Annotated in this window: 16 protein-coding genes; 6 read left to right on the top strand and 10 right to left on the bottom strand. The window is 63.9% G+C overall.

What is annotated here, in order from left to right:
• Nucleotides 1-26: 26 nt before the first annotated feature.
• Entirely contained in the window at nucleotides 27-920 is an 894-nt protein-coding gene (locus NKI99_RS02310; protein WP_023812237.1) for a LysR family transcriptional regulator, read from the bottom strand.
• A gap of 127 nt (nucleotides 921-1,047) precedes the next feature.
• Between NKI99_RS02310 and NKI99_RS02305 the strand changes: the two genes are divergently transcribed.
• Nucleotides 1,048-2,520, top strand: a complete 1,473-nt coding sequence (locus NKI99_RS02305; protein ID WP_023812238.1) for an MFS transporter — start codon at nucleotides 1,048-1,050, stop codon at nucleotides 2,518-2,520.
• A gap of 25 nt (nucleotides 2,521-2,545) precedes the next feature.
• Here the strand turns inward: NKI99_RS02305 and NKI99_RS02300 are convergent, their stop codons facing one another.
• From NKI99_RS02300 to NKI99_RS02290, 3 genes are all read right to left on the bottom strand, one after another.
• Nucleotides 2,546-3,043, bottom strand: a complete 498-nt coding sequence (locus NKI99_RS02300; protein WP_023812239.1) for a MaoC family dehydratase — start codon at nucleotides 3,041-3,043, stop codon at nucleotides 2,546-2,548.
• Nucleotides 3,044-3,235: 192 nt separating this feature from the next.
• A complete protein-coding gene (locus tag NKI99_RS02295) occupies nucleotides 3,236-3,664 on the bottom strand; it encodes a phasin family protein (RefSeq protein ID WP_128303992.1) in 429 nt (142 codons plus the stop codon).
• Nucleotides 3,665-3,774: 110 nt separating this feature from the next.
• The gene (locus NKI99_RS02290; protein WP_128303991.1) at nucleotides 3,775-5,070 is read right to left on the bottom strand and encodes a DUF445 domain-containing protein; all 1,296 of its coding nucleotides are present in this window, start codon (nucleotides 5,068-5,070) and stop codon (nucleotides 3,775-3,777) included.
• Nucleotides 5,071-5,346: 276 nt separating this feature from the next.
• Here NKI99_RS02290 and rirA point away from each other — a divergent pair, with 276 nt between their 5' ends.
• Nucleotides 5,347-5,808: an iron-responsive transcriptional regulator RirA gene (gene rirA, locus NKI99_RS02285; protein ID WP_023812242.1), complete on the top strand. Its 462-nt coding sequence runs from the start codon at nucleotides 5,347-5,349 to the stop codon at nucleotides 5,806-5,808.
• 34 nt (nucleotides 5,809-5,842) lie between these two features.
• Here rirA and NKI99_RS02280 read toward each other — a convergent pair whose 3' ends face one another.
• From NKI99_RS02280 to hemP, 5 genes are read right to left on the bottom strand one after another with little or no spacing between them, the layout of a single operon-like run.
• Nucleotides 5,843-6,631: a heme ABC transporter ATP-binding protein gene (locus NKI99_RS02280; RefSeq protein ID WP_023812243.1), complete on the bottom strand. Its 789-nt coding sequence runs from the start codon at nucleotides 6,629-6,631 to the stop codon at nucleotides 5,843-5,845.
• Nucleotides 6,632-6,637: 6 nt separating this feature from the next.
• Nucleotides 6,638-7,735 (bottom strand): FecCD family ABC transporter permease, encoded by a 1,098-nt coding sequence (locus NKI99_RS02275; protein ID WP_128303990.1) that lies wholly within the window; start codon nucleotides 7,733-7,735, stop codon nucleotides 6,638-6,640.
• A gap of 11 nt (nucleotides 7,736-7,746) precedes the next feature.
• The gene (locus NKI99_RS02270) at nucleotides 7,747-8,655 is read right to left on the bottom strand and encodes a heme/hemin ABC transporter substrate-binding protein (protein WP_023812245.1); all 909 of its coding nucleotides are present in this window, start codon (nucleotides 8,653-8,655) and stop codon (nucleotides 7,747-7,749) included.
• A 10-nt stretch (nucleotides 8,656-8,665) separates the two neighbouring features.
• Entirely contained in the window at nucleotides 8,666-9,727 is a 1,062-nt protein-coding gene (locus NKI99_RS02265; protein ID WP_023812246.1) for a hemin-degrading factor, read from the bottom strand.
• Between the two features lie 23 nt (nucleotides 9,728-9,750).
• Nucleotides 9,751-9,957, bottom strand: a complete 207-nt coding sequence (gene hemP / locus NKI99_RS02260) for a hemin uptake protein HemP (RefSeq protein ID WP_023757683.1) — start codon at nucleotides 9,955-9,957, stop codon at nucleotides 9,751-9,753.
• 198 nt (nucleotides 9,958-10,155) lie between these two features.
• Between hemP and NKI99_RS02255 the strand changes: the two genes are divergently transcribed.
• From NKI99_RS02255 to hmuQ, 4 genes are all read left to right on the top strand, one after another.
• Nucleotides 10,156-12,366 carry a TonB-dependent hemoglobin/transferrin/lactoferrin family receptor gene (locus NKI99_RS02255; protein ID WP_352609578.1) on the top strand — a complete coding sequence of 737 codons (2,211 nt, stop codon included), beginning with the start codon at nucleotides 10,156-10,158 and terminating at the stop codon, nucleotides 12,364-12,366.
• Nucleotides 12,367-12,371: 5 nt separating this feature from the next.
• Nucleotides 12,372-12,815, top strand: coding sequence for a hypothetical protein (locus NKI99_RS02250; RefSeq protein ID WP_352609715.1), 444 nt, complete (start codon nucleotides 12,372-12,374; stop codon nucleotides 12,813-12,815).
• A 91-nt stretch (nucleotides 12,816-12,906) separates the two neighbouring features.
• The gene (locus NKI99_RS02245) at nucleotides 12,907-13,920 is read left to right on the top strand and encodes a TonB family protein (protein ID WP_348625595.1); all 1,014 of its coding nucleotides are present in this window, start codon (nucleotides 12,907-12,909) and stop codon (nucleotides 13,918-13,920) included.
• Nucleotides 13,921-13,980: 60 nt separating this feature from the next.
• Nucleotides 13,981-14,295, top strand: coding sequence for a heme-degrading protein HmuQ (hmuQ, locus tag NKI99_RS02240; protein ID WP_023812250.1), 315 nt, complete (start codon nucleotides 13,981-13,983; stop codon nucleotides 14,293-14,295).
• A 13-nt stretch (nucleotides 14,296-14,308) separates the two neighbouring features.
• On the opposite strand, the gene putA is transcribed toward hmuQ, so the two are convergent.
• Nucleotides 14,309-17,920, bottom strand: coding sequence for a bifunctional proline dehydrogenase/L-glutamate gamma-semialdehyde dehydrogenase PutA (gene putA, locus NKI99_RS02235; protein WP_023812251.1), 3,612 nt, complete (start codon nucleotides 17,918-17,920; stop codon nucleotides 14,309-14,311).
• Between the last annotated feature and the right edge of the window lie 42 nt (nucleotides 17,921-17,962).

The following is a 17,962-nucleotide window of genomic DNA, read 5'->3' as shown; positions in this document are numbered from 1 at the left end:
CGATTGGCGCAGGCTTCTCATCGTTGTCAGCGAGACGCCGCGCAGATCTCCCGCACGCAGTCGCGCAGCCAGCGTTGCGCCGGATCGGCATCCAGGCGCGGGTGCCACAGCATGGAGATGGTGACCCCAGCCGTGGCAACAGGCAGGGCAAAACTGTGCATGCCGACGCGTGCGCCCTCGGTGTGCCGCTCCGGAACGCTGGCGATCAGGTCTGATGTGCGGGCCATGGCAAGGGCTGCCGAGAACCCGGACACCATGCACACGATTGTCCGCTGCAGCCCGAGCCGGTTCAAAGCCTCGTCGATCGGCCCTTTCTCGCGGCCACGCCGTGAAACGCTGATGTGCCGGCCTGCGGCATAGCGCTCTGGCGTCACCGTGCCCTCGCTCAACGGATGGCCCATTCGCACGGCGCCGATGAAGCGGTCGCGAAGCAATGCCTGGATGCGCACCTCCGGTCCGGTCTCGCCAGCGACGCCTATGTCCAGGTCGATCGCCACATCGCGCAGCGACATGACGTCTCCATCGGACTTCGGTGCAAAGCGGAGCCGCACGCCGGGCGCATCGGCCTGGATACGGGCAACGAGACGAGGGGCGAACTCTTCGACGAAGCTCTCATTGGTGCGCAGCGTGAAGACCCTGTCCAGGCTCGGGAGATCGAGCAAGGTGGCAGGACGCAGCAGCGCCTCCGCATCCTGGACGACACGACCAGCCTGTTGTCGCAGTTCTTCCGCACGCGGCGTCGCCACCAAGCCGCGACCGGAGCGAACCAGCAGCGGATCGCCCGTCGCCTGGCGCAGCCGCGCCAGCGTCCGACTCATCGCCGAGGGGCTGAGGCGCAGGCGGTTGGCGGCGCGCGCCACGCTGCCTTCGGTCAGCAGGACGTCGAGAGCGAACAGCAGATTGAGATCGGGCGATGTCATCGGCGGATCATGGCATGATATGGCGCCAAACGCACGAGTAAGATGCAAACGCTGCGCCTTCCGCCACATCTGCCAAGGGACTAGATCTCCAGCAGTTCCGGTTATGGACTGATGGAAGGGGATCGCCGTGGCAATTGCCGAGCAAAATCTGGACGGGCGCGCATCGGCGCCGCCACGGATGCAATCCGCCCGCTGGGCGCTGGCAAGCCTGTCGCTCGCCACGCTGCTGTCGTCGTTGGGAACCAGCATTGCCAGCGTCGGGCTACCGTCGCTGATGCAGGATTTCGACGCGACGTTCCAGTCCGTGCAATGGGTGGTTCTGGCCTATCTGCTCGCCATCACCACACTGATCGTCAGCGCCGGACGGCTGGCCGACATGTTCGGGCGCAGGCCGTTGCTGCTTGGCGGCATCGCGCTGTTCACATCGGCATCGGTGCTCTGCGGCCTGGCGCCGACACTCTGGCTGCTGATTGCCGCACGCGCCGTGCAGGGACTTGGCGCGGCGCTGATGATGGCGCTGACGCTGGCCTTTGTCGCCGAAACCGTGACCAAAGACAGAATTGGCAGCGCCATGGGCCTGCTCGGCGCCATGTCCGCGATCGGCACGACACTTGGCCCTTCGCTCGGCGGCCTTTTGATCGCCGGCTTCGGCTGGCGAGCGATCTTCCTCGTCAATGTCCCGCTGGGTGTGCTCACCTTCGCTCTCGCCTGGCGTGCCCTGCCGGCACACAGCAAGACAGCGCAGCAGGTCGACCGAGGCACGTTCGATGTCGTGGGCACCGCCTTGCTGGCCTTGACGCTGGCCGCCTATGCACTGGCCATGACGTTTGGCCGAGGCAATTTCGGCGCACTCAACATCAGCCTGCTGATAGCTGCCGGCATCGGCGTGTTTCTCTTCGCCGCCGCGCAGGCGAGAGTGAAAAACCCCTTGATCCAGCTTGCCAGCTTCCGCGACCTCCAACTGAGCGCCAGTCTCGCCATGAGCCTCGTCGTCGCCACGGTGATGATGGCGACCCTGGTGGTGGCCCCGTTCTACCTGTCGCGAGGACTTGGGCTCGATGCCGCAATGGTCGGCCTCGCGCTGTCGACCGGGCCGCTCGTCTCGACCTTGTCGGCGCTGGTGGCCGGACGCCTGGCCGACCGCTTCGGCGCCCACAGGATGATGGTCGCAGGCCTGCTCAGCCTCGCGACAGGCACGTTCCTGCTGTCGCTCGCCGTGACCAGACTCGGCATTGCCGGCTATGTCGTTGCGATCACCGTCACCTGCATCGGCTATGCCCTGTTCCAGACATCCAACAATGCAGCCGTCATGACCGGTGTCGGCGCCGGCCAGCGCGGCGTCGTTTCCGGCCTGCTCAACCTTTCGCGCAATCTCGGGCTGATCACCGGCGCATCGGTGATGGGCGCCATATTCGCCGTCGCATCGGCCAAAGGGCAGGAAGGCATTGGACTTCTGAGTTCCGAGGCCGCAGCACGGGGAATGCAGGTCACATTTCAGACGGCCACGGTGCTGGCGCTGGCTGCACTGTTCCTCGCACTGCTCTCGGCCCGCGCCGAGTTCAAGCGGCAGAGGCTGGTGGAAGTATCACAAGACCTCTGATTTTGCGCTCCAGGTGAACAGCCTCTCACGCCCCTGCCCGCTTGCGGCGTTCATAAAGCATGACCAGCGTCTCGGCCATCAAAGCAGGCTTTTCCTCGCCTTCGATCTCGACCGTGTTGGCGGCCTTCATCAGATACTGGCCGGGGCCCCTGTCCTCCATGGACAGCAGCGTGATGCGCAGTCTGATGCGGGCACCGACCTTGACCGGTGCCAGGAAGCGTACCTTGTCGAAGCCATAATTGAAGGCGGCCTGCGTATTCTCGGGCACGATGCCCATGCCGAGCGCCAGTGCGCCGATGATCGACAGCGTCAGATAGCCATGCGCGATCGTCGTGCGGAACGGGCTTTGCCGCCGCGCCCTTTCAGGGTCGACATGAATCCATTGATGGTCGCCGGTGCATTCAGCGAACTGGTCGATGCGGTTCTGGTCGACCGTCGTCCACTCCGACACGCCGAGTTCCAGCCCGGCCATCGTCCTCAACTGCTCGTAGGTAGGCGGCGTTTTAGGCCGTATTTCGTTCATTCCTGGTTTCCCGATCGCTTCCAGAGCCTCCGGACCACGAACTGACGGCCTCTGTCAATTCGCTCTGCGCGAATCCGTTCCGTCGATTTCGGCCGCAATCGTGCCACGCCGCCGGCGCAGTCGCAGGTCAAATCGGGCTTTCCGGGCTTCAGGGCGCTGTCGGCAGCAATGAGCCGGCCCCGGCCACATCCGCTACTTCTTCTCGTAGCCGGCGCGGATTTCCTCCATCGCCTCCTTGATGCGGGTGCGCAGGATGTCGACCGATTCGGCACCGGATTTCTTGACCAGTTCAGCCACTTCGCCCGCATTCTTCAACGCGGCCTCGAAGGACTTCCTGGCAAACTCCCTCCGTTTGGCCATCAGTTCCTGCGGATTGCCCGGCGCCCTGTAGCTTTGCGCGATATCGGTGACCTCGCGCAGCGTATCCTGCAGCATCTCGCGCTGCCGGGACAACAGCGAGGTGGCGCCGGCGGCACCGGCTCGTGCCGATTTCTCCAGCGCTTCGATGTTCTTGCGATGATGGGCGAGGATCGCCTCGACATCGACATTGGGCACCTTCAGGTCGCGGCCGAACCTGCCGAACATGTCCATGAAAGAATCGGATTCCGGTTGTTTTGCCATGCTCGTTTGCTCCCCTTTGCCGCATGATGCGGGCACCCTCGGCGGGAGAATAGCACTCGCATGCCGCGAGTCCATGAACGCGGAGGAATGAGCGCCAATCGGGCCGCGCATCAATTCACGAGGAACAGCCGCTCGGCCACATAGAGCACGACACCGGCGAGGCCGCCGATGATCATGCCGTTGAAGCGGATGTATTGCAGGTCCTTGCCGATGTTCATCTCGATCAGCCGCGTCAGCTGGGCAAGGTCCCAGCGCTTGACCTGGTCGGCGATGAATGTCGACACGCCGGCCTTCTGGCTCTCCACGAACGACGCCAGCGCCACCACGAACCCCTGGTTCATGTCGGCCCGGATCTGCGCATCGCCGGCAAGATGGCGGCCGACCTCGACGAACATGTTGGCAAGATGCGCGCGGACAACCGAATTCGGCGCCTTGGCGTCCTGCTCGATGAACTGGCTGAGGCTTGCCCACATGTCGCCGGCCAATCCCCTGACTTCCGGCCGGGCCAGGAAATCGCGCTTCAGCTTCTCGGCACGTTTGGCGTATTGCTTCGATGTCCTCAGCTTTTCGATGAAGCCTTGAGCGAAATGGTCGAATTCGGCGCGCATCGGGTGATCGGGATCGGCCCTCACCTCGTCGAGCAGCGAACCGGCCGAGGCGACGATCTTCTTCAGGAGATAGGCGTCGGCGCGGAACAGGTTGAACAGCGACGGCAGTTCCTCGCGGATCTTCTCGCGCATCGTCGCCAGCGCCTGTTCGTCATTGAGGAACCTGCCGATCACCTTGGTGAACTCGTCGAACAGTTTCTGGTGGCGGCGGTCGTCGGTAAGCGCTGACAACAGCTCGGCGGCCAGCGGCGCCAGCGGCACCTTTTCAATCTGTTCGAGCATGCGGCTGGTGACGAAGCCGCGCAGGCCGGATTGCTCTATCGCCGCCAGCGTCTGCGGCACCAGCCGCACGACGAAGCGCGACAGGCCGGCGGCGCGCTCCGCATCGGCCAGCCAGTCGGCGACGAGTGCCGAGAAATCGACCTCGGCGAGCTTTTCACGCACCGGTTCAGGCGCCAGGAAGTTGACCTCGATGAAGCGGCCGAGATTGTCGGCGATGCGGTTCTGGTTCTCGGGTATGATGGCGGTGTGCGGGATCGGCAGCCCCAGAGGTCGCCTGAACAGCGCCACCACCGCGTACCAGTCGGCCAGCCCGCCGATGGTCGCCGCCTCGGCAAAGGCAGCGACGAAGCCGAGCCACGGGTGGATGTGCTCGAACGATTTGGCGAGCGCAAACACCGCCACGCAAAGCGCCAGCGCGGCGGCCGCGAGGAATTTCGTCCGCCGCAACGCGGAAAGCTTGGCATCCGCTTCGGCATCGAAACGGACCGGCGCCAGGGGCGAAGCCGATTGTGACATGGGTGAGCCGCTCCTCGTCGATCTCAGCCTATTTAGTGTTCCGAGCGCCGAAATACCCGCGACAGCGGGTTTCGTCCGGCATCTTCTCCGGCTGCGCACACAAAGTTGAGGAGAAAATTCATCTATCGCACGAAGCTAGTCTGGAATTATTCCAAGGTATAGGCCATATTCCGCCCGAGCCAATGTGGCGAATCCGGAAATTCGGGTCAAAGCCGCATCAGCAAGAATTTCCAGATCTGGCGTGGTTGCACCGCACCAGTGCCTTGTGAGGACAAAATGCGGCTTACGCGCCAGACCAATTATGCCATGCGCATCTTGATGTATTGCGCGGCCAATGATGACCGATTGAGCCGCATCCCGGAGATCGCGGCCGCGTATTCGGTGTCGGAGCTTTTCCTGTTCAAGATCCTGCAGCCCCTGGTCGAGCACGGCCTTGTCCAGACCGTGCGGGGCAGGAATGGCGGCGTCAAGCTTGGCCGTGCCGCCGAAGCCATCAGCCTGTTCGATGTCGTGCGCGTGACAGAAGAGAGCTTCGCCATGGCCGAATGCTTCGAGAACGATGCCGCCGAATGCCCGCTGGTCGACAGCTGCGCGCTGAACTCGGCGCTGCGCGAGGCGCTGAACGCGTTCTTCGCCGTGCTCGCCCGCTACACGATCGCCGATCTGGTAGCGGCGCGGCCGAATGTGCGCAACCTGCTCGGCATCGACATGTTGGAGCGCCGCGCCCCGGCTGCCTAGCCCAGCCAGGGGCGCGGGCTAGGTTTGCAATAAATTAAGCTGCTGACTGAGGCAGCACAAACGGCATATTGCCGGCCGGCAGCACGCCGACCCTGAGCCGGCAGTCGAACACTTTTTCGATCAGGTCATCGCTCAGCACATCCCGCGGCGACCCGGTGGCGGCGAGCCGGCCGCGATGCATGACGAAGATCCGGTCGGCATACATGGCCGTCAGATTGAGGTCGTGCAGGATGGCGACCACGCCGCCGCCCCTTCTGGCGAAGTCGCGGGCAATGTTCATGATGATCAGCTGGTGCTTGATGTCGAGACTGGAAACCGGCTCGTCGAGGAACAGAAAGCGCGGCTTGCCGTCGAGCACCGGCGCCCAGACCTGGCACAGCACGCGTGCGAGCTGAACGCGCTGTTGCTCGCCGCCCGAAAGCTCCTGGTAGAAACGGCCGGCAAAGCCGTCGAGATCGACACGCGCCAGCGCCCGTTCCGGCAGCCGCGCATCCTCGCCCGGCAGGACGCCTGAGCGGCCGCCGACAAGGCCAAGCTTGACCACTTCCCGCACGGTGAACGGGAACGACAGCGTCGTCGCCTGCGGCAGCACAGCGCGATGGACGGCCACCTCGACCGGCTTCATCGTCGAGAGATCTCGGCCGTTGAGGGCAACGCGCCCGGTATAGGCGAGTTCGCCGGAGAGTGCTTTGAGGAAGGTCGTCTTGCCCGAACCATTGGGGCCGACGATGGCGGCGATCTCGCCGGGCCGCGCGTGGAAATCGACACCACTGACGATAGGCTTGCCGGCGATATCAACCGAAACATCCTTGGCCTCGATCATCAAGCCTCACAAATCAACCACGCCGCGCTTGCGCAGCAGGATCCAAAGGAAAAACGGCGCGCCCGCTATCGCGGTGACGATGCCTATCGGCAGTTCGGCCGGCGCAACGATGGTGCGTGCGACCGCATCGGCCAGAAGCAGCAGCGAGGCGCCGAGCAGCGCCGACGCCGGCAGCAGATAGCGATTGTCCGGACCAATCAGCAGGCGCAGCAGATGCGGCACCACGATGCCGACGAAGCCGATGCCGCCGCTGACGGCGACGGATGCGCCGACCGCGGCAGAGACGCCGACGATAGCCGTGTATTTCAACCGCTGCACCGGAATGCCGAGATGACCGGCGGTCGCCTCGCCAAGCGCCAGCGCGTTGAGGCCGCGTGCCAGGAACGGCATCGCCGCCAGCGCCAGCACGATGATCGGCCCTACCGACGCGATCTTCGCCCAGGTCGCGCCACCGAGCGATCCGAGTTGCCAGAAGGTCAGGTCGCGCAACTGGCGATCGTCGGCCATGAAGATGAGGATGCCGGTCAGCGCCATGGCGAGCGCCGCCAGCGCGATGCCGGCAAGCAGCATTGTGGCAACCGAGGTTTGCCCCCGCCGCGTCGCGACCTGATAAAGCACCAGCGTGGTGGCGAGCCCGCCACAGAAGGCCGCCAGCGGCAATGCGAGCGTGCCGAGCAAGACGGTCACCGGAGCCAATATCGTGGCGCCGAGCACGATGACGGCAACCGCGCCGAGGCTGGAGCCGGCCGAGACGCCGATCAGGCCGGGGTCGGCCAGCGGATTGCGGAACAGTCCCTGCATGACCGCGCCGGAGACCGCGAGCGCCGCGCCGACCAGCATGCCGAGAATGATGCGCGGCAGGCGGATGTCGTAGACAATCAGGCTGTCGCGGGCGCTCACCGCGGCGTCATCAGGCACTGTGCCGAACAGCCAGTCGCCAATGACGTTGACGGCCGAAGCGTCCGAAGCCCCCGATGTCAGCGACAGAAAAATGGCAGCCGCGAGCCCCAGGCACAGCAGAAGGATGACGATGCGGGCGCGGCCCGACCGGTCGCCTTCGGATACGCTTGCCATCACCGGGCCGGCGATCGATTGATCGACCATGATCCGCCCGTTCAGTCCGTGACCTGCCCGCCATAAAGCGAGACAGCGAGGTCGTGGATGGCATCGGCCGTGCGTGGCCCGAAGCCGAGCAGATAGGCACCGTCGATGCGGATCAGCTTGCGCGCCGTTCCGGCCGGCGTCGAGGCGATCGACGGATTGCCGAACAGTTCGTCGTCCGACACCGGAGGCCCGGCATTGCTCATCATCAGGATCACGTCCGGTCTGGCGGTTATGATCGCCTCGTCGGACATTTGCTTGTAGCCGGAAAAGCCCTCGACCGCGTTGACGCCGCCAGCCAGCTTGACCATACCGTCGGCCGCGGTCTCGCTGCCGGCCGCCAGGATCTTGCCGCCCTGTATCGACAGCACGAACAGGATGCGCTTGCGCTCCTTGATCGACGCCGTCTGCTTCTCAGCTGCCGTGAGCTTGGCATCGAGCTCCCCGGCGAGCACCTCGGCCTTGGCATCGACGCCGAGCGCCTTGCCGACGATACGGACCTTTTCGAGGATGCCTTCGTGGCTATAGTGCTCGGGCACTTCGATGAACGGGACGCTCGTCTTCTTCAAGACATCGACGGCTTGCTTGGGACCGCTGCCATGCAGCGCCAGGATGCCGGTCGGGTTAACCGACAGCACCCCCTCCGGCGACAGCCCGCGCATGTAGCCGACATCGGGCAGCTCAAGCGCCGCCTTTGGGTACCGGCTGGTGGAATCGCGAGCCACCAGATGCTTTTCCTCGCCGAGCGCATAGACGATCTCGGTGATCGAGCCGCCAACGGCCACGATTTTCGAAGGATCGGCAAACACGGCCGTGCCTTCCATGGCGCTGGCGGATTGCAGTGCGATAACAGCCATGGAGAGACCGATCACCGGCCCGAAAATAGATCCGCGCACGGTCGACAATCTTGGGAAAAAACGCATCGCATTTTCCTCAGGCTGCGGTCGGGCTTGGGATGCGCGGCAGGTTTTCCGCCAGGAAGCGCCAGTCGTCCCGCTCGCTTTCGCCTTCATGACGCTTGCCGAAGAACTGGATGAACATCTTGCCGTCGGCGTCATAGACCTCAAGCGAGGTGACATGACCGTCCTTGGTCGGCTTGCGCACCGCCCAGACCTCCTGGATGTGGTCGGTCCGCAAATGCAGGTGGAAGGTTTCGTCCAGCACGTTGATCCATGGCCCCATCGGCTTGATCGACTTGATCGGACCGGAATGGATCTGGATGCATCCGCGGTTTCCCACAAAGCACATGATCGGCATCTCGCCCTCCGCGGCGTGATGGAACATGGCACGGACGCCATCATTGTCGAGTTGCCAGGCATAGTCTTGCCCGACCAGGCGGACCGCCTGCCGGCGGCTCAGCTTCAGCGTCTTCAGCATGCCGAAGAACTGGTGCACGTCGGTCAGCCGGCTCCAGCGGTCGCGCAGATCGTCGAGATTGGCGCTCGCTTCGTCGCCATGGATCTCGTCATCGGGGAGTGGTCCTGAAATGTCGACCGTCGGCTCCTGATTGGACGATTCGAGCGCGGCAACCAGTTTCTGATAGGCATAGAGGCTGGAGGCCGGACGCAAATGCACCTTGTGCACGGCCTCGCCCGCCGCATCGAAAAACTGCAGGCTGCGGCGGATTTCGTCGCCGTCTCGCTTCTCGACGGCAAAGCCGTGTGCCCAGACCTTCGGGAAGATGCGCAGGTCGATGTTTTCGCCAAGCACCATGGCATTGTGGTTGCCGGTGACGACTTTGTCATAGACGCCGATCTTCTCGTGCACCGCGCTTTCATTGCGGGTCAGCGCCATGACCTCGCCGACGGCTTCGAGACCGGTCAAAAGATCGTTGACGCGTGGCTCGACACGGACGACGCCGTCGCCGCAGTGGGCTGCGACCAGCTCGGCCTCCGAAATGCCGAGCTGGGCGGCGAGATCACGCTCGCGCGTCTTCGGATTGTCTGTCCGTGCCCGCCGGATTTCATGCGGGGCGGGTTTTACGCGCTGGTCCATGTCTTGGTCCCTGTGGCCTTGCCTTACTTGTTGAGAATGAGCTTGCCCTGGCGGGTGATCTTCAGCCGATAGAGCGCGCCATGATGCTCGATGCCGATCTCGTGCTCGCCCTGGAACAGGGTGTTGCTGGACAGGGTTCGCACCGCCAGCGGAACCCGGTCGAAACGGGCGGAGGCATCGTCGGAACGGCGGACGCGATAGCGAAAATCGTTGGGATTGTGGGTGTTCATCTGGATGGATCCCTTTCCTGTGCCGGGCGTCTGGCTAGGCGTTGCGTAATCCGATTCATTTCTTGACTTGAATAATCATGTTTACTAGACAGTGCAATACCGGATTAAATGAGTCAACATTTAAGACCCCGGACATGATCAAAAATGCCAGCCAGCCCCGGGCCAGCCAGCATGAAACCTGGACTTTGGAGTTGGGGCATGGGGTTTGTGACTTGGGAATGGCGCGGCCGGTCGGCGGCGAACGGCGCAGCGGCTTTGCTGGCAAGCGTGGCGGCGATCGCCTTGTCGGCGCAGCTGGCCAACGCTCAGCAGGCGGCGCAGCCGGCGGACCAGCAGACAGATCAAACGAAGAAGGCCGACGAAGAAAAGGCGGCACAAGCGGGCGCAACGCTGCTCGACAAGATCCTCGTCATCAGCCGCACCGGCGAAACGGCGATCGAATCGCTGGCATCGACCAGCCATGTCGGCCAGGAACAGCTCGACCGCCGCATGGCGACGACGCCGAACGAGATGCTGCTCGGCGTGCCCGGTGTCGCCGCGCAGGCCGACGCCAGGCGTGTCAGCACCAGCATCAACATCCGCGGCTTGCAGGATTTCGGCCGCGTCGCGGTCATTGTCGACGGCGCGCGCCAGAATTTCCAGCGCTCAGACCACGGCACGCAGTCGACCTTCTACATCGACCCCGAACTCGTCAAATCCGTCGACGTGATCCGCGGTCCTGTCGCCAACACCTACGGCTCGGGCGCCATCGGCGGCGTTGTCTTCTTCGATACCAAGGACGCCGGGGATTTCCTCAAGCCGGAAGAAACATGGGCCGGCTCCGTCACGGGACGCTATGAGAGCAACGGCAAGGGCTGGACAACAAGCGCATCCGGTGCCTACCGCCTCAACGAGAACTGGGATGTGCTCGGCAACATCGTCTACCGCAACTATGACGACTACAAGGATGGCGGTGGCGACACGGTCAAGGGCACCGGCTTCGATGTGCTGAGCGGTCTGCTCAAGACCACCATCCGCCCGACCGACAACAGCGAACTGAAGCTCGGTTGGGTCGGCTCGAGCGACGGCTGGAACGAGATCAGCGGCGGCGTGCCGGTCAATGACGTCGACCTGAAGTCGAACACCTTCACCGCCCGCTACAACATTACGGATGAGGACAAGAGCTGGCTCGATCTCCATATCAACACCTCCTACAACAAGACCAATCTCGATCTGACCAGCCTCGTGCCTCTCAACCGGTTTGATCCGAGCACCGGCCTTCCAGTTGTTTTGCCGGCTGGCTCGACATCGACATTCGACATCGGCACGACCAGCATCGACATTTGGAACACGTCCAGATTCGAGACCGCGGGAATCGCGCACGAACTGACCTATGGCGGCGACTGGGCCGGCGATAACGTCGAGACCGGCGGCACGGCCGGTGGCGACAGCTTCTATACGCCTTCCGGTAAGCGGAACGTCTCCGGCGCCTATGTCCAGGACAAGCTCACCTGGGAGTGGCTCGAAGTCATCGCCGGGCTGCGTTACGACAATTACAGCCTCAAGGATGACACACACGAAACGTCGGGGGACCGGTTGTCGCCGCGCATCACCGTCGGCGTCTCGCCTTTCGACAGCGCCAGCCTTGCCGGCCTGCAATTCTACGGCACCTATGCGGAAGGATACCGGTCACCCTCCCTGTCGGAAACACTGATCAGCGGTCGCCATCCGGCGGGTGTCACCTTCCCGTTCCTGCCCAATCCCAATCTGCGGCCGGAAACCGGAAAGACCGTCGAATTCGGCGTCAACTACAAGCAGAATGATATCCTCGAAGCCGACGATGCGCTGCGCATCAAGGCAGCCTATTTCAACAACGATGTCGAAGACTACATCGATGGCGTTACCCTGTCGCGGTTTGACCCGACAGCCGGCTGCCCGAGCGGACCCGGTATCCCGATATGCTTCCAGTACCAGAATTTTGCCAAGGCCAAGATCGACGGCTTCGAACTTGAGGGCGTCTATGATGCCGGATGGGGCTATGCCGGGCTTTCGGCCTCAATCACCAATGGTCATACCATTTCCTACAGGGACGTTCGGGCCGATCTGCTGACCATCCCCTCATCCCAGGTCACCGCGCAGCTCGGCTTGCGCTTCCTCGAGGACAAGCTAACCGTGGGCGGCGAAGTGCAATACAATGGCAAGCCCAAGGGCAACCCGATCGCCGAGGACTACACGCTGGTCAATGCTTTTGCCAGCTACCAGGCGACGGACAATTTGAAGATTGATTTCCGCGCCGACAATCTGTTCGATGTCAAATACGCCAACCCGCTCAACCTGACCACGGCCGGCCAGCCGCCGCAGCCGGTCTTCGCGGCCTACGAGCCCGGCGTCACCCTGAAGCTGGCGGCGACGATGCGATTTGGAGGCTGATGACCATGACGAGCTTGATGACATCCCTTCGTCTGCTGACCTCGATGCTGGCGATGTCGCTTGCGATGGGTCCGGCGTGGGCACAAGAGTCCGCGCCGGTCCCCGCACTCACCCTAGAACTCAATGGTGCGCAACCTTCCGACAAGGGTTGCCGCCTGACGTTCGTGGTCAACAACAATCTCGGCGCCGACCTGTCCAAGGCTGCGTTCGAGATCGCCTTGTTCAACGAGGCAGGCGTCGTCGACCGGCTGACCGTGCTCGATTTCAAGGAATTGCCGGCGGGCAAGACCAAGGTGACGCGTTTCGATCTGGCCGGCACCGAGTGCTCGAAAGTCAGCCGCGTGCTGATCAACAGCGCGACCGAATGCACCGGTACCGGCGTCGAACCGAACGCCTGCATGCGCAAGCTGAAGACGGACACCAAGACCGGGATCGCTTTCGGAGTCTAAGGTGGGACTGCATCCCGCATTCCTGCAAAACAATGCGGCGTGGCCAGTTGCCGGCCACTGCCGACTGCCGCTGCGAGCGAACGATCTTGATTTGACAATTCTGCTCTTGTCGCTGCAGGTCTCGCGGCGAGACATGCAGGATATCAGTCCCCTCCCCGAAGCCAGCGCCGAGCTGGCGATAGAGCCAACCGAGCCGCTCGCGCTACCGCGGCCATCGGCCTGGAACCGCAAGTGGACGGCGGCGATCGTCGTCTCCTGCCTGCTCCATGCCGCGGTGGCAGCGGCCTTTCTGATCTCCCCTACGGGGACTTCCAGTTTCCAAGATGCCGAGCAGCCGGAAGGCAGTGAACAGTCGGGCACCAACGTGGTCGGCAGCGCGCTGGACAAGGACCCGACGGCAATAAACGTTGCACTGGTGCCGAACCCGCAACCCGCCAAACCACAGCCGGCAACGCCGCCCAAGCCAACGCCGCCAACAGAGCCTTCGCAACCCGCGAAGGACGCAGCAAAGCCGCTCAAGCCTTTGCCGGAACCTGCCAAACAGCAGACGGTGACGCCCGACATATTGGTGGCCGGCGCCCCTCGCCCCGATGACCAGAGCGTGGCTCCCAAGGCCGAAACGCCGGCGCAGCCGATCGTGCAGGCCGAGAGCGCCGAAGTGCCTGTCGCCGTTCCAGAGCAGCCACCGATCCCCAGCGCCAGGCCAACGTCGGCAGCTGCCCCTTCAAAGACGGCGGATGAGAAGCGCGGCACGGCGAATGGCGAGGACCGGTCGGCGCAAGCAGCCAGCAAGGGCAAAAGGCAAAAAGAGGCAGGCACGGCCGCGGAAGACAATTACCGCGGCGATGTTTTTAGAAAACTCGGCAGCGTCAATCGCACCCTCCCGCCTTCCCTACAGCTGGCGGCACGCAACAATGCGGTTGTCACATTCGTCATAGGCAGGAAGGGCAACATAAACGAGTTGCGCATCCTGGAGACCTCAGGGTCGGCGGCTTTCGATCAGGCGGCGCTTGGCATTGTCCGCAAGGCAGCCCCCTTCCCTCCAATTCCACCACAGGCAGCAAGCGCAAATTTGGAGTTCGAGACCGAAATCGGCCCATTTTGAATGTGCGCAGAACAAACGCTGCAGCCGCCAATCATCAACATCCGCACGAAAGGAACCGCCATGTACATCGCCATGAACCGCTTCAAGGTGCAGACCGGCTCGGAGAACGATTTCGAAGCCGTGTGGAAGAACCGCGATTCCAGCCTCGCTGAGATGAAGGGTTTTCGGGAATTCCACCTGCTGCGTGGCCCGGTCAACGAGACCGAAGGCTACACGCTGTTTGCGTCGCACACGGTGTGGGCGAGCCACGAGGATTTCATCGCCTGGACCAAGTCGGAGAATTTCCGCGCCGCCCATCGAAATGTCGGCACGACGAAGGTCCACTATCTCGGTCACCCCCAGTTCGAAGGTTTTTCGGTCGTCGAAGGCGCTTAAATACTGGCCGGGCTCAAGCTCCGGCCAGCAGGCTCGCATTGCCGCCGGCGGCGGTGGTGTCGACGCAGACAGCCCGTTCATGTGCATAGGCCGCCGGGTTCAGTACCTCGCTGACCAGCGGCACGATCGGGCCGGAGCGGTCGGCGATGACCTTGCGCACGATGCGTGCAGCCTCCGGCGTGCCCGAAAAGGCGACGACATCGACGCGCAGTGAGCGTGCTTCGACCGGATCCGGCCGACCATCGATGGCGGCCAGCGGCAAGCCCTTGCCGGTCAATGGGGAAAGGGCAGCCGGTGCGCCGGGCGCCACGGCCAGCACCGCATTGCCGGCGGCGAGCGCCTGGATCGTCTGCGCCAGCAGCGTATCGCCATCGGGACCGAGGCACAGCACCCGTCCGCGTGGCGAGAGCGAGAGCGTGTTGGCCTCGCCGGTCGGCCCGGGCAGGTCGATCTGGCCGAAATCGATGCCGGCGGCCGCACCTATGGCCGCAGCACCCTTGCCGCGCAGATGCTTCCTCAGAATGGCGATCCGGTCCGGACGCGTCGACCAGCCGCCAAGTGTGGGATCAGGCAGATTGTCGGCAAGCTCGGTCGCCGTGACCTTATGGCCATCCTGCAAATGGGTGCCAGCCTCCGGCCCTTTGCGGAACCGGCGGAGGTAGTGCGGGCCGCCGGCCTTCGGCCCGGTGCCTGAAAGCCCCTCGCCACCAAACGGCTGCGAGCCGACCACGGCGCCGATCTGGTTGCGGTTGACGTAGATGTTGCCGGCATGGATGCCGTCGACGAAATGCTGCACGCGGCCCTCGATACGGGTGTGCAGGCCGAAGGTCAGGCCATAGCCCTTGCGGTTGATGGCGGCGATGACCGCGTCGATTTCGTCGGCGTCGAACGTAGCGACATGCAGCACCGGCCCGAACACCTCGCGCTCCATGTCCTCGATGCCCTTGACGCGGAAAACATGCGGCGCAACGAAGCGACCTTCCTTCGGCGCTTCGAGCTTGGCAATCAGCCGGCCCTGCAAGCCCATTTTCGTGCAGTACTCGCGGATAGAGCTTTGCGCCTCGTCGTCGATGACAGGGCCGACATCGGTCGAAATCCGCCAGGGATCGCCGATGCTGAGCGCCTCCATGGCGCCCTTCAGCATCTCCAGCATTTTCTTCTCCACGTCCTTCTGCACATAGAGCACGCGCAGTGCCGAGCAACGCTGGCCGGCACTCTGGAATGCCGAGGCGAGGATGTCGCGCACCGCCTGTTCGGGCAGCGCGGTGGAATCAACGATCATGGCGTTGAGGCCGCCCGTCTCGGCGATCAGCATGGCGTTGGGCGCGGCCGTCTTGGCCAGTTGCTTCTCGATCAGCTTGGCGACCTCGGTCGAGCCGGTAAAGCAGACGCCGGCGATGCGCGGATCTGATGTAAGCGGCCCGCCGACCGACGGGCCGTCGCCAGGGAGCAACTGGATGACGTCTTCCGGCACACCGGCCTCGCGCAGCAGCTCGACAGCCCGGAAGGCGATCAGCGGCGTCTGCTCGGCCGGCTTGGCGATGACCGAATTGCCGGTGACAAGTGCGGCCGCGATCTGGCCGGTGAAGATGGCGAGCGGGAAATTCCACGGCGAAATGCACACGATGGCGCCGCGCGCTTGCGTGCCCGCCTCCGCATTGGCCGCCTCGGTGGCGTAGTAGCGCAGGAAGTCGACCGCCTCGCGCACTTCGGCGACGCCGTCGGCCAGCGATTTGCCGGCCTCGCGGGTGGCGAGTGCAAAGAACTCGACGGCTTTGGATTCATAGAGAACGGCGGCACGGTTGAGGATGGCAGCGCGCTCGGCGACGGAACGTTTTGCCCATGCCGGCTGCGCTTCCACCGCAAAGCGCACGGCGGTCGCGACTTGCTTGGCGGCGGCTTCGCTGACCGTACCGACCACTTCGGAAGGCTTTGCTGGGTTGACTATGGGACGCTGCTTGCCGTAGCCGGCGGCACGGGTGATCGGCTTGGCATGCCAACGATCCGGCCCAGCGAAGGCCACCCTGGCCTTGTCGATCGCCGCCAGCGTCACCGTGTCGGTGATGTCGAATCCTTTCGAATTGCGACGCCCGGCCCCAAAAATCTCGGAAGGCCGGGCAATCGCCGGATTGGTGGCCGGACCCTGGCTCTCGACCGTTTCGAGCGGATCGCGCGCAATGTCCTCCGGCTCGACGTCCTCGTCGGTCAGTTGGTGCACGAAGGAGGAATTGGCGCCGTTCTCCAGCAACCGGCGGACCAGATAGGCCAGCAGATCGGAATGCGCACCGACCGGCGCGTAGATGCGGCAGCGTGTGCCTTCGGACCGTCGCACCGTCTCGTGCAGCGCCTCGCCCATGCCGTGCAGGCGCTGGAACTCGAAGGAATCGCGATTATCCGCCATCGCCAAGATGGCGGCGACGGTGTGGGCATTGTGGGTGGCGAATTGCGGATAGATGCGGTCGGTCATCGATAGCAGCTTTTTCGCGCAAGCCATGTAGGAAACGTCGGTGTTGGTCTTGCGGGTGAAGACGGGATAGCCTGACAGTCCGAGCGTCTGCGCCCGCTTGATCTCGGTGTCCCAATAGGCACCCTTGACCAGCCGCACCATGATGTTGCGGTCGTATTTCCTGGCCAGCGCATAGAGCCAATCGATGGCGAAGGCCGCGCGTGGCCCATACGCTTGCACCACCACGCCGAAGCCGTTCCAGCCGGCGAGCTCCGGCTCGGCCAGCACCCGCTCGATGACGTCGAGCGACAGATCGAGGCGATCGGCCTCCTCGGCATCGATGTTGAGGCCCATACGCGAATGGCGCGCGGCAAGCGCCAGCGACAAGAGCCGCTCGGCCATCACAGGCAGCATCTCTTCCTTCTGCGCCACCTCGTAGCGAGGATGCAGCGCCGAAAGCTTGACCGAAATGCCGTGGTTCTGCCTGATGTCAGGACCGTTGGAGCCGGAATCGAGCGACGAAATCGCGTCGGCATAGGCCTTGTGATAGCGCAAGGCGTCGGCCTCGGTGCGGGCCGCCTCGCCCAGCATGTCGAAGGAATAGAGGTAGCCCTTCTGCGTCATCGGCCGGCCGCGCTTGACGGCTTCCGTGATGGTGCGGCCGAGCACGAACTGCTCGCCCATCTCGCGCATGGCGGCGGCCACCGCCTTGCGGATGACCGGCTCGCCCAACCGCCGCACCATCGAGCGCAGCGTGCCTTCGATGCCGCCCTCGCCCTCATCGAGGACGCGGCCGGTCAGCATCAGCGCCCAAGTCGAGGCGTTGACGAAGATGGAGCTCGAACCGCCCGAATGCGCCGACCAGTCGTGCGGCGCGATCTTGTCGGCGATGAGGTCGTCCATCGTTTCGGTATCGGGCACGCGCAACAGTGCCTCGGCCAGGCACATCAGCGCGACGCCTTCCTTGGTGGAGAGACCATAGGCCGAGAGGAAGACTTCCATCAGCCGGGGATCGGACGAACCGCGCACCGCCCGCACCAGATCGGCGGCGCGGGCCGAGATCGCCTTGCGGTCTTTCCCGGAGAGCGCCGTCGCGTCGGCAAGCCGCTTCACGGCCTCGTCTTCATCGGGCAGGTAGTTGGCGCGGATCTGCTGGCGGATGGCATCGAGCGCTGGCATGGCGGTCCCATGGATCGAGCAAAGGGATCGGGCCGGCGGTCA

The sequence above is a fragment of the Mesorhizobium sp. M0239 genome (assembly GCF_040321815.1).
In the GTDB taxonomy this organism is placed as follows: domain Bacteria; phylum Pseudomonadota; class Alphaproteobacteria; order Rhizobiales; family Rhizobiaceae; genus Mesorhizobium.
Note: the sequence above shows the minus strand (reverse complement) of the source record. Positions and strands in the feature narration are given on the sequence as shown.

Excerpts from the sequence above, each read along its gene's own strand:
- NKI99_RS02310 (WP_023812237.1), bottom strand. The coding sequence starts at position 920 with ATGACATCGCCCGATCTCAATCTGCTGTTCGCTCTCGACGTCCTGCTG.
- NKI99_RS02300 (WP_023812239.1), bottom strand. The coding sequence starts at position 3,043 with ATGAACGAAATACGGCCTAAAACGCCGCCTACCTACGAGCAGTTGAGG.
- NKI99_RS02295 (WP_128303992.1), bottom strand. The coding sequence starts at position 3,664 with ATGGCAAAACAACCGGAATCCGATTCTTTCATGGACATGTTCGGCAGG.
- NKI99_RS02290 (WP_128303991.1), bottom strand. The coding sequence starts at position 5,070 with ATGTCACAATCGGCTTCGCCCCTGGCGCCGGTCCGTTTCGATGCCGAA.
- rirA (WP_023812242.1), top strand. The coding sequence starts at position 5,347 with ATGCGGCTTACGCGCCAGACCAATTATGCCATGCGCATCTTGATGTAT.
- NKI99_RS02280 (WP_023812243.1), bottom strand. The coding sequence starts at position 6,631 with ATGATCGAGGCCAAGGATGTTTCGGTTGATATCGCCGGCAAGCCTATC.
- NKI99_RS02275 (WP_128303990.1), bottom strand. The coding sequence starts at position 7,735 with ATGGTCGATCAATCGATCGCCGGCCCGGTGATGGCAAGCGTATCCGAA.
- NKI99_RS02270 (WP_023812245.1), bottom strand. The coding sequence starts at position 8,655 with ATGCGTTTTTTCCCAAGATTGTCGACCGTGCGCGGATCTATTTTCGGG.
- NKI99_RS02265 (WP_023812246.1), bottom strand. The coding sequence starts at position 9,727 with ATGGACCAGCGCGTAAAACCCGCCCCGCATGAAATCCGGCGGGCACGG.
- hemP (WP_023757683.1), bottom strand. The coding sequence starts at position 9,957 with ATGAACACCCACAATCCCAACGATTTTCGCTATCGCGTCCGCCGTTCC.
- NKI99_RS02255 (WP_352609578.1), top strand. The coding sequence starts at position 10,156 with ATGGGGTTTGTGACTTGGGAATGGCGCGGCCGGTCGGCGGCGAACGGC.
- NKI99_RS02250 (WP_352609715.1), top strand. The coding sequence starts at position 12,372 with ATGACGAGCTTGATGACATCCCTTCGTCTGCTGACCTCGATGCTGGCG.
- hmuQ (WP_023812250.1), top strand. The coding sequence starts at position 13,981 with ATGTACATCGCCATGAACCGCTTCAAGGTGCAGACCGGCTCGGAGAAC.
- putA (WP_023812251.1), bottom strand. The coding sequence starts at position 17,920 with ATGCCAGCGCTCGATGCCATCCGCCAGCAGATCCGCGCCAACTACCTG.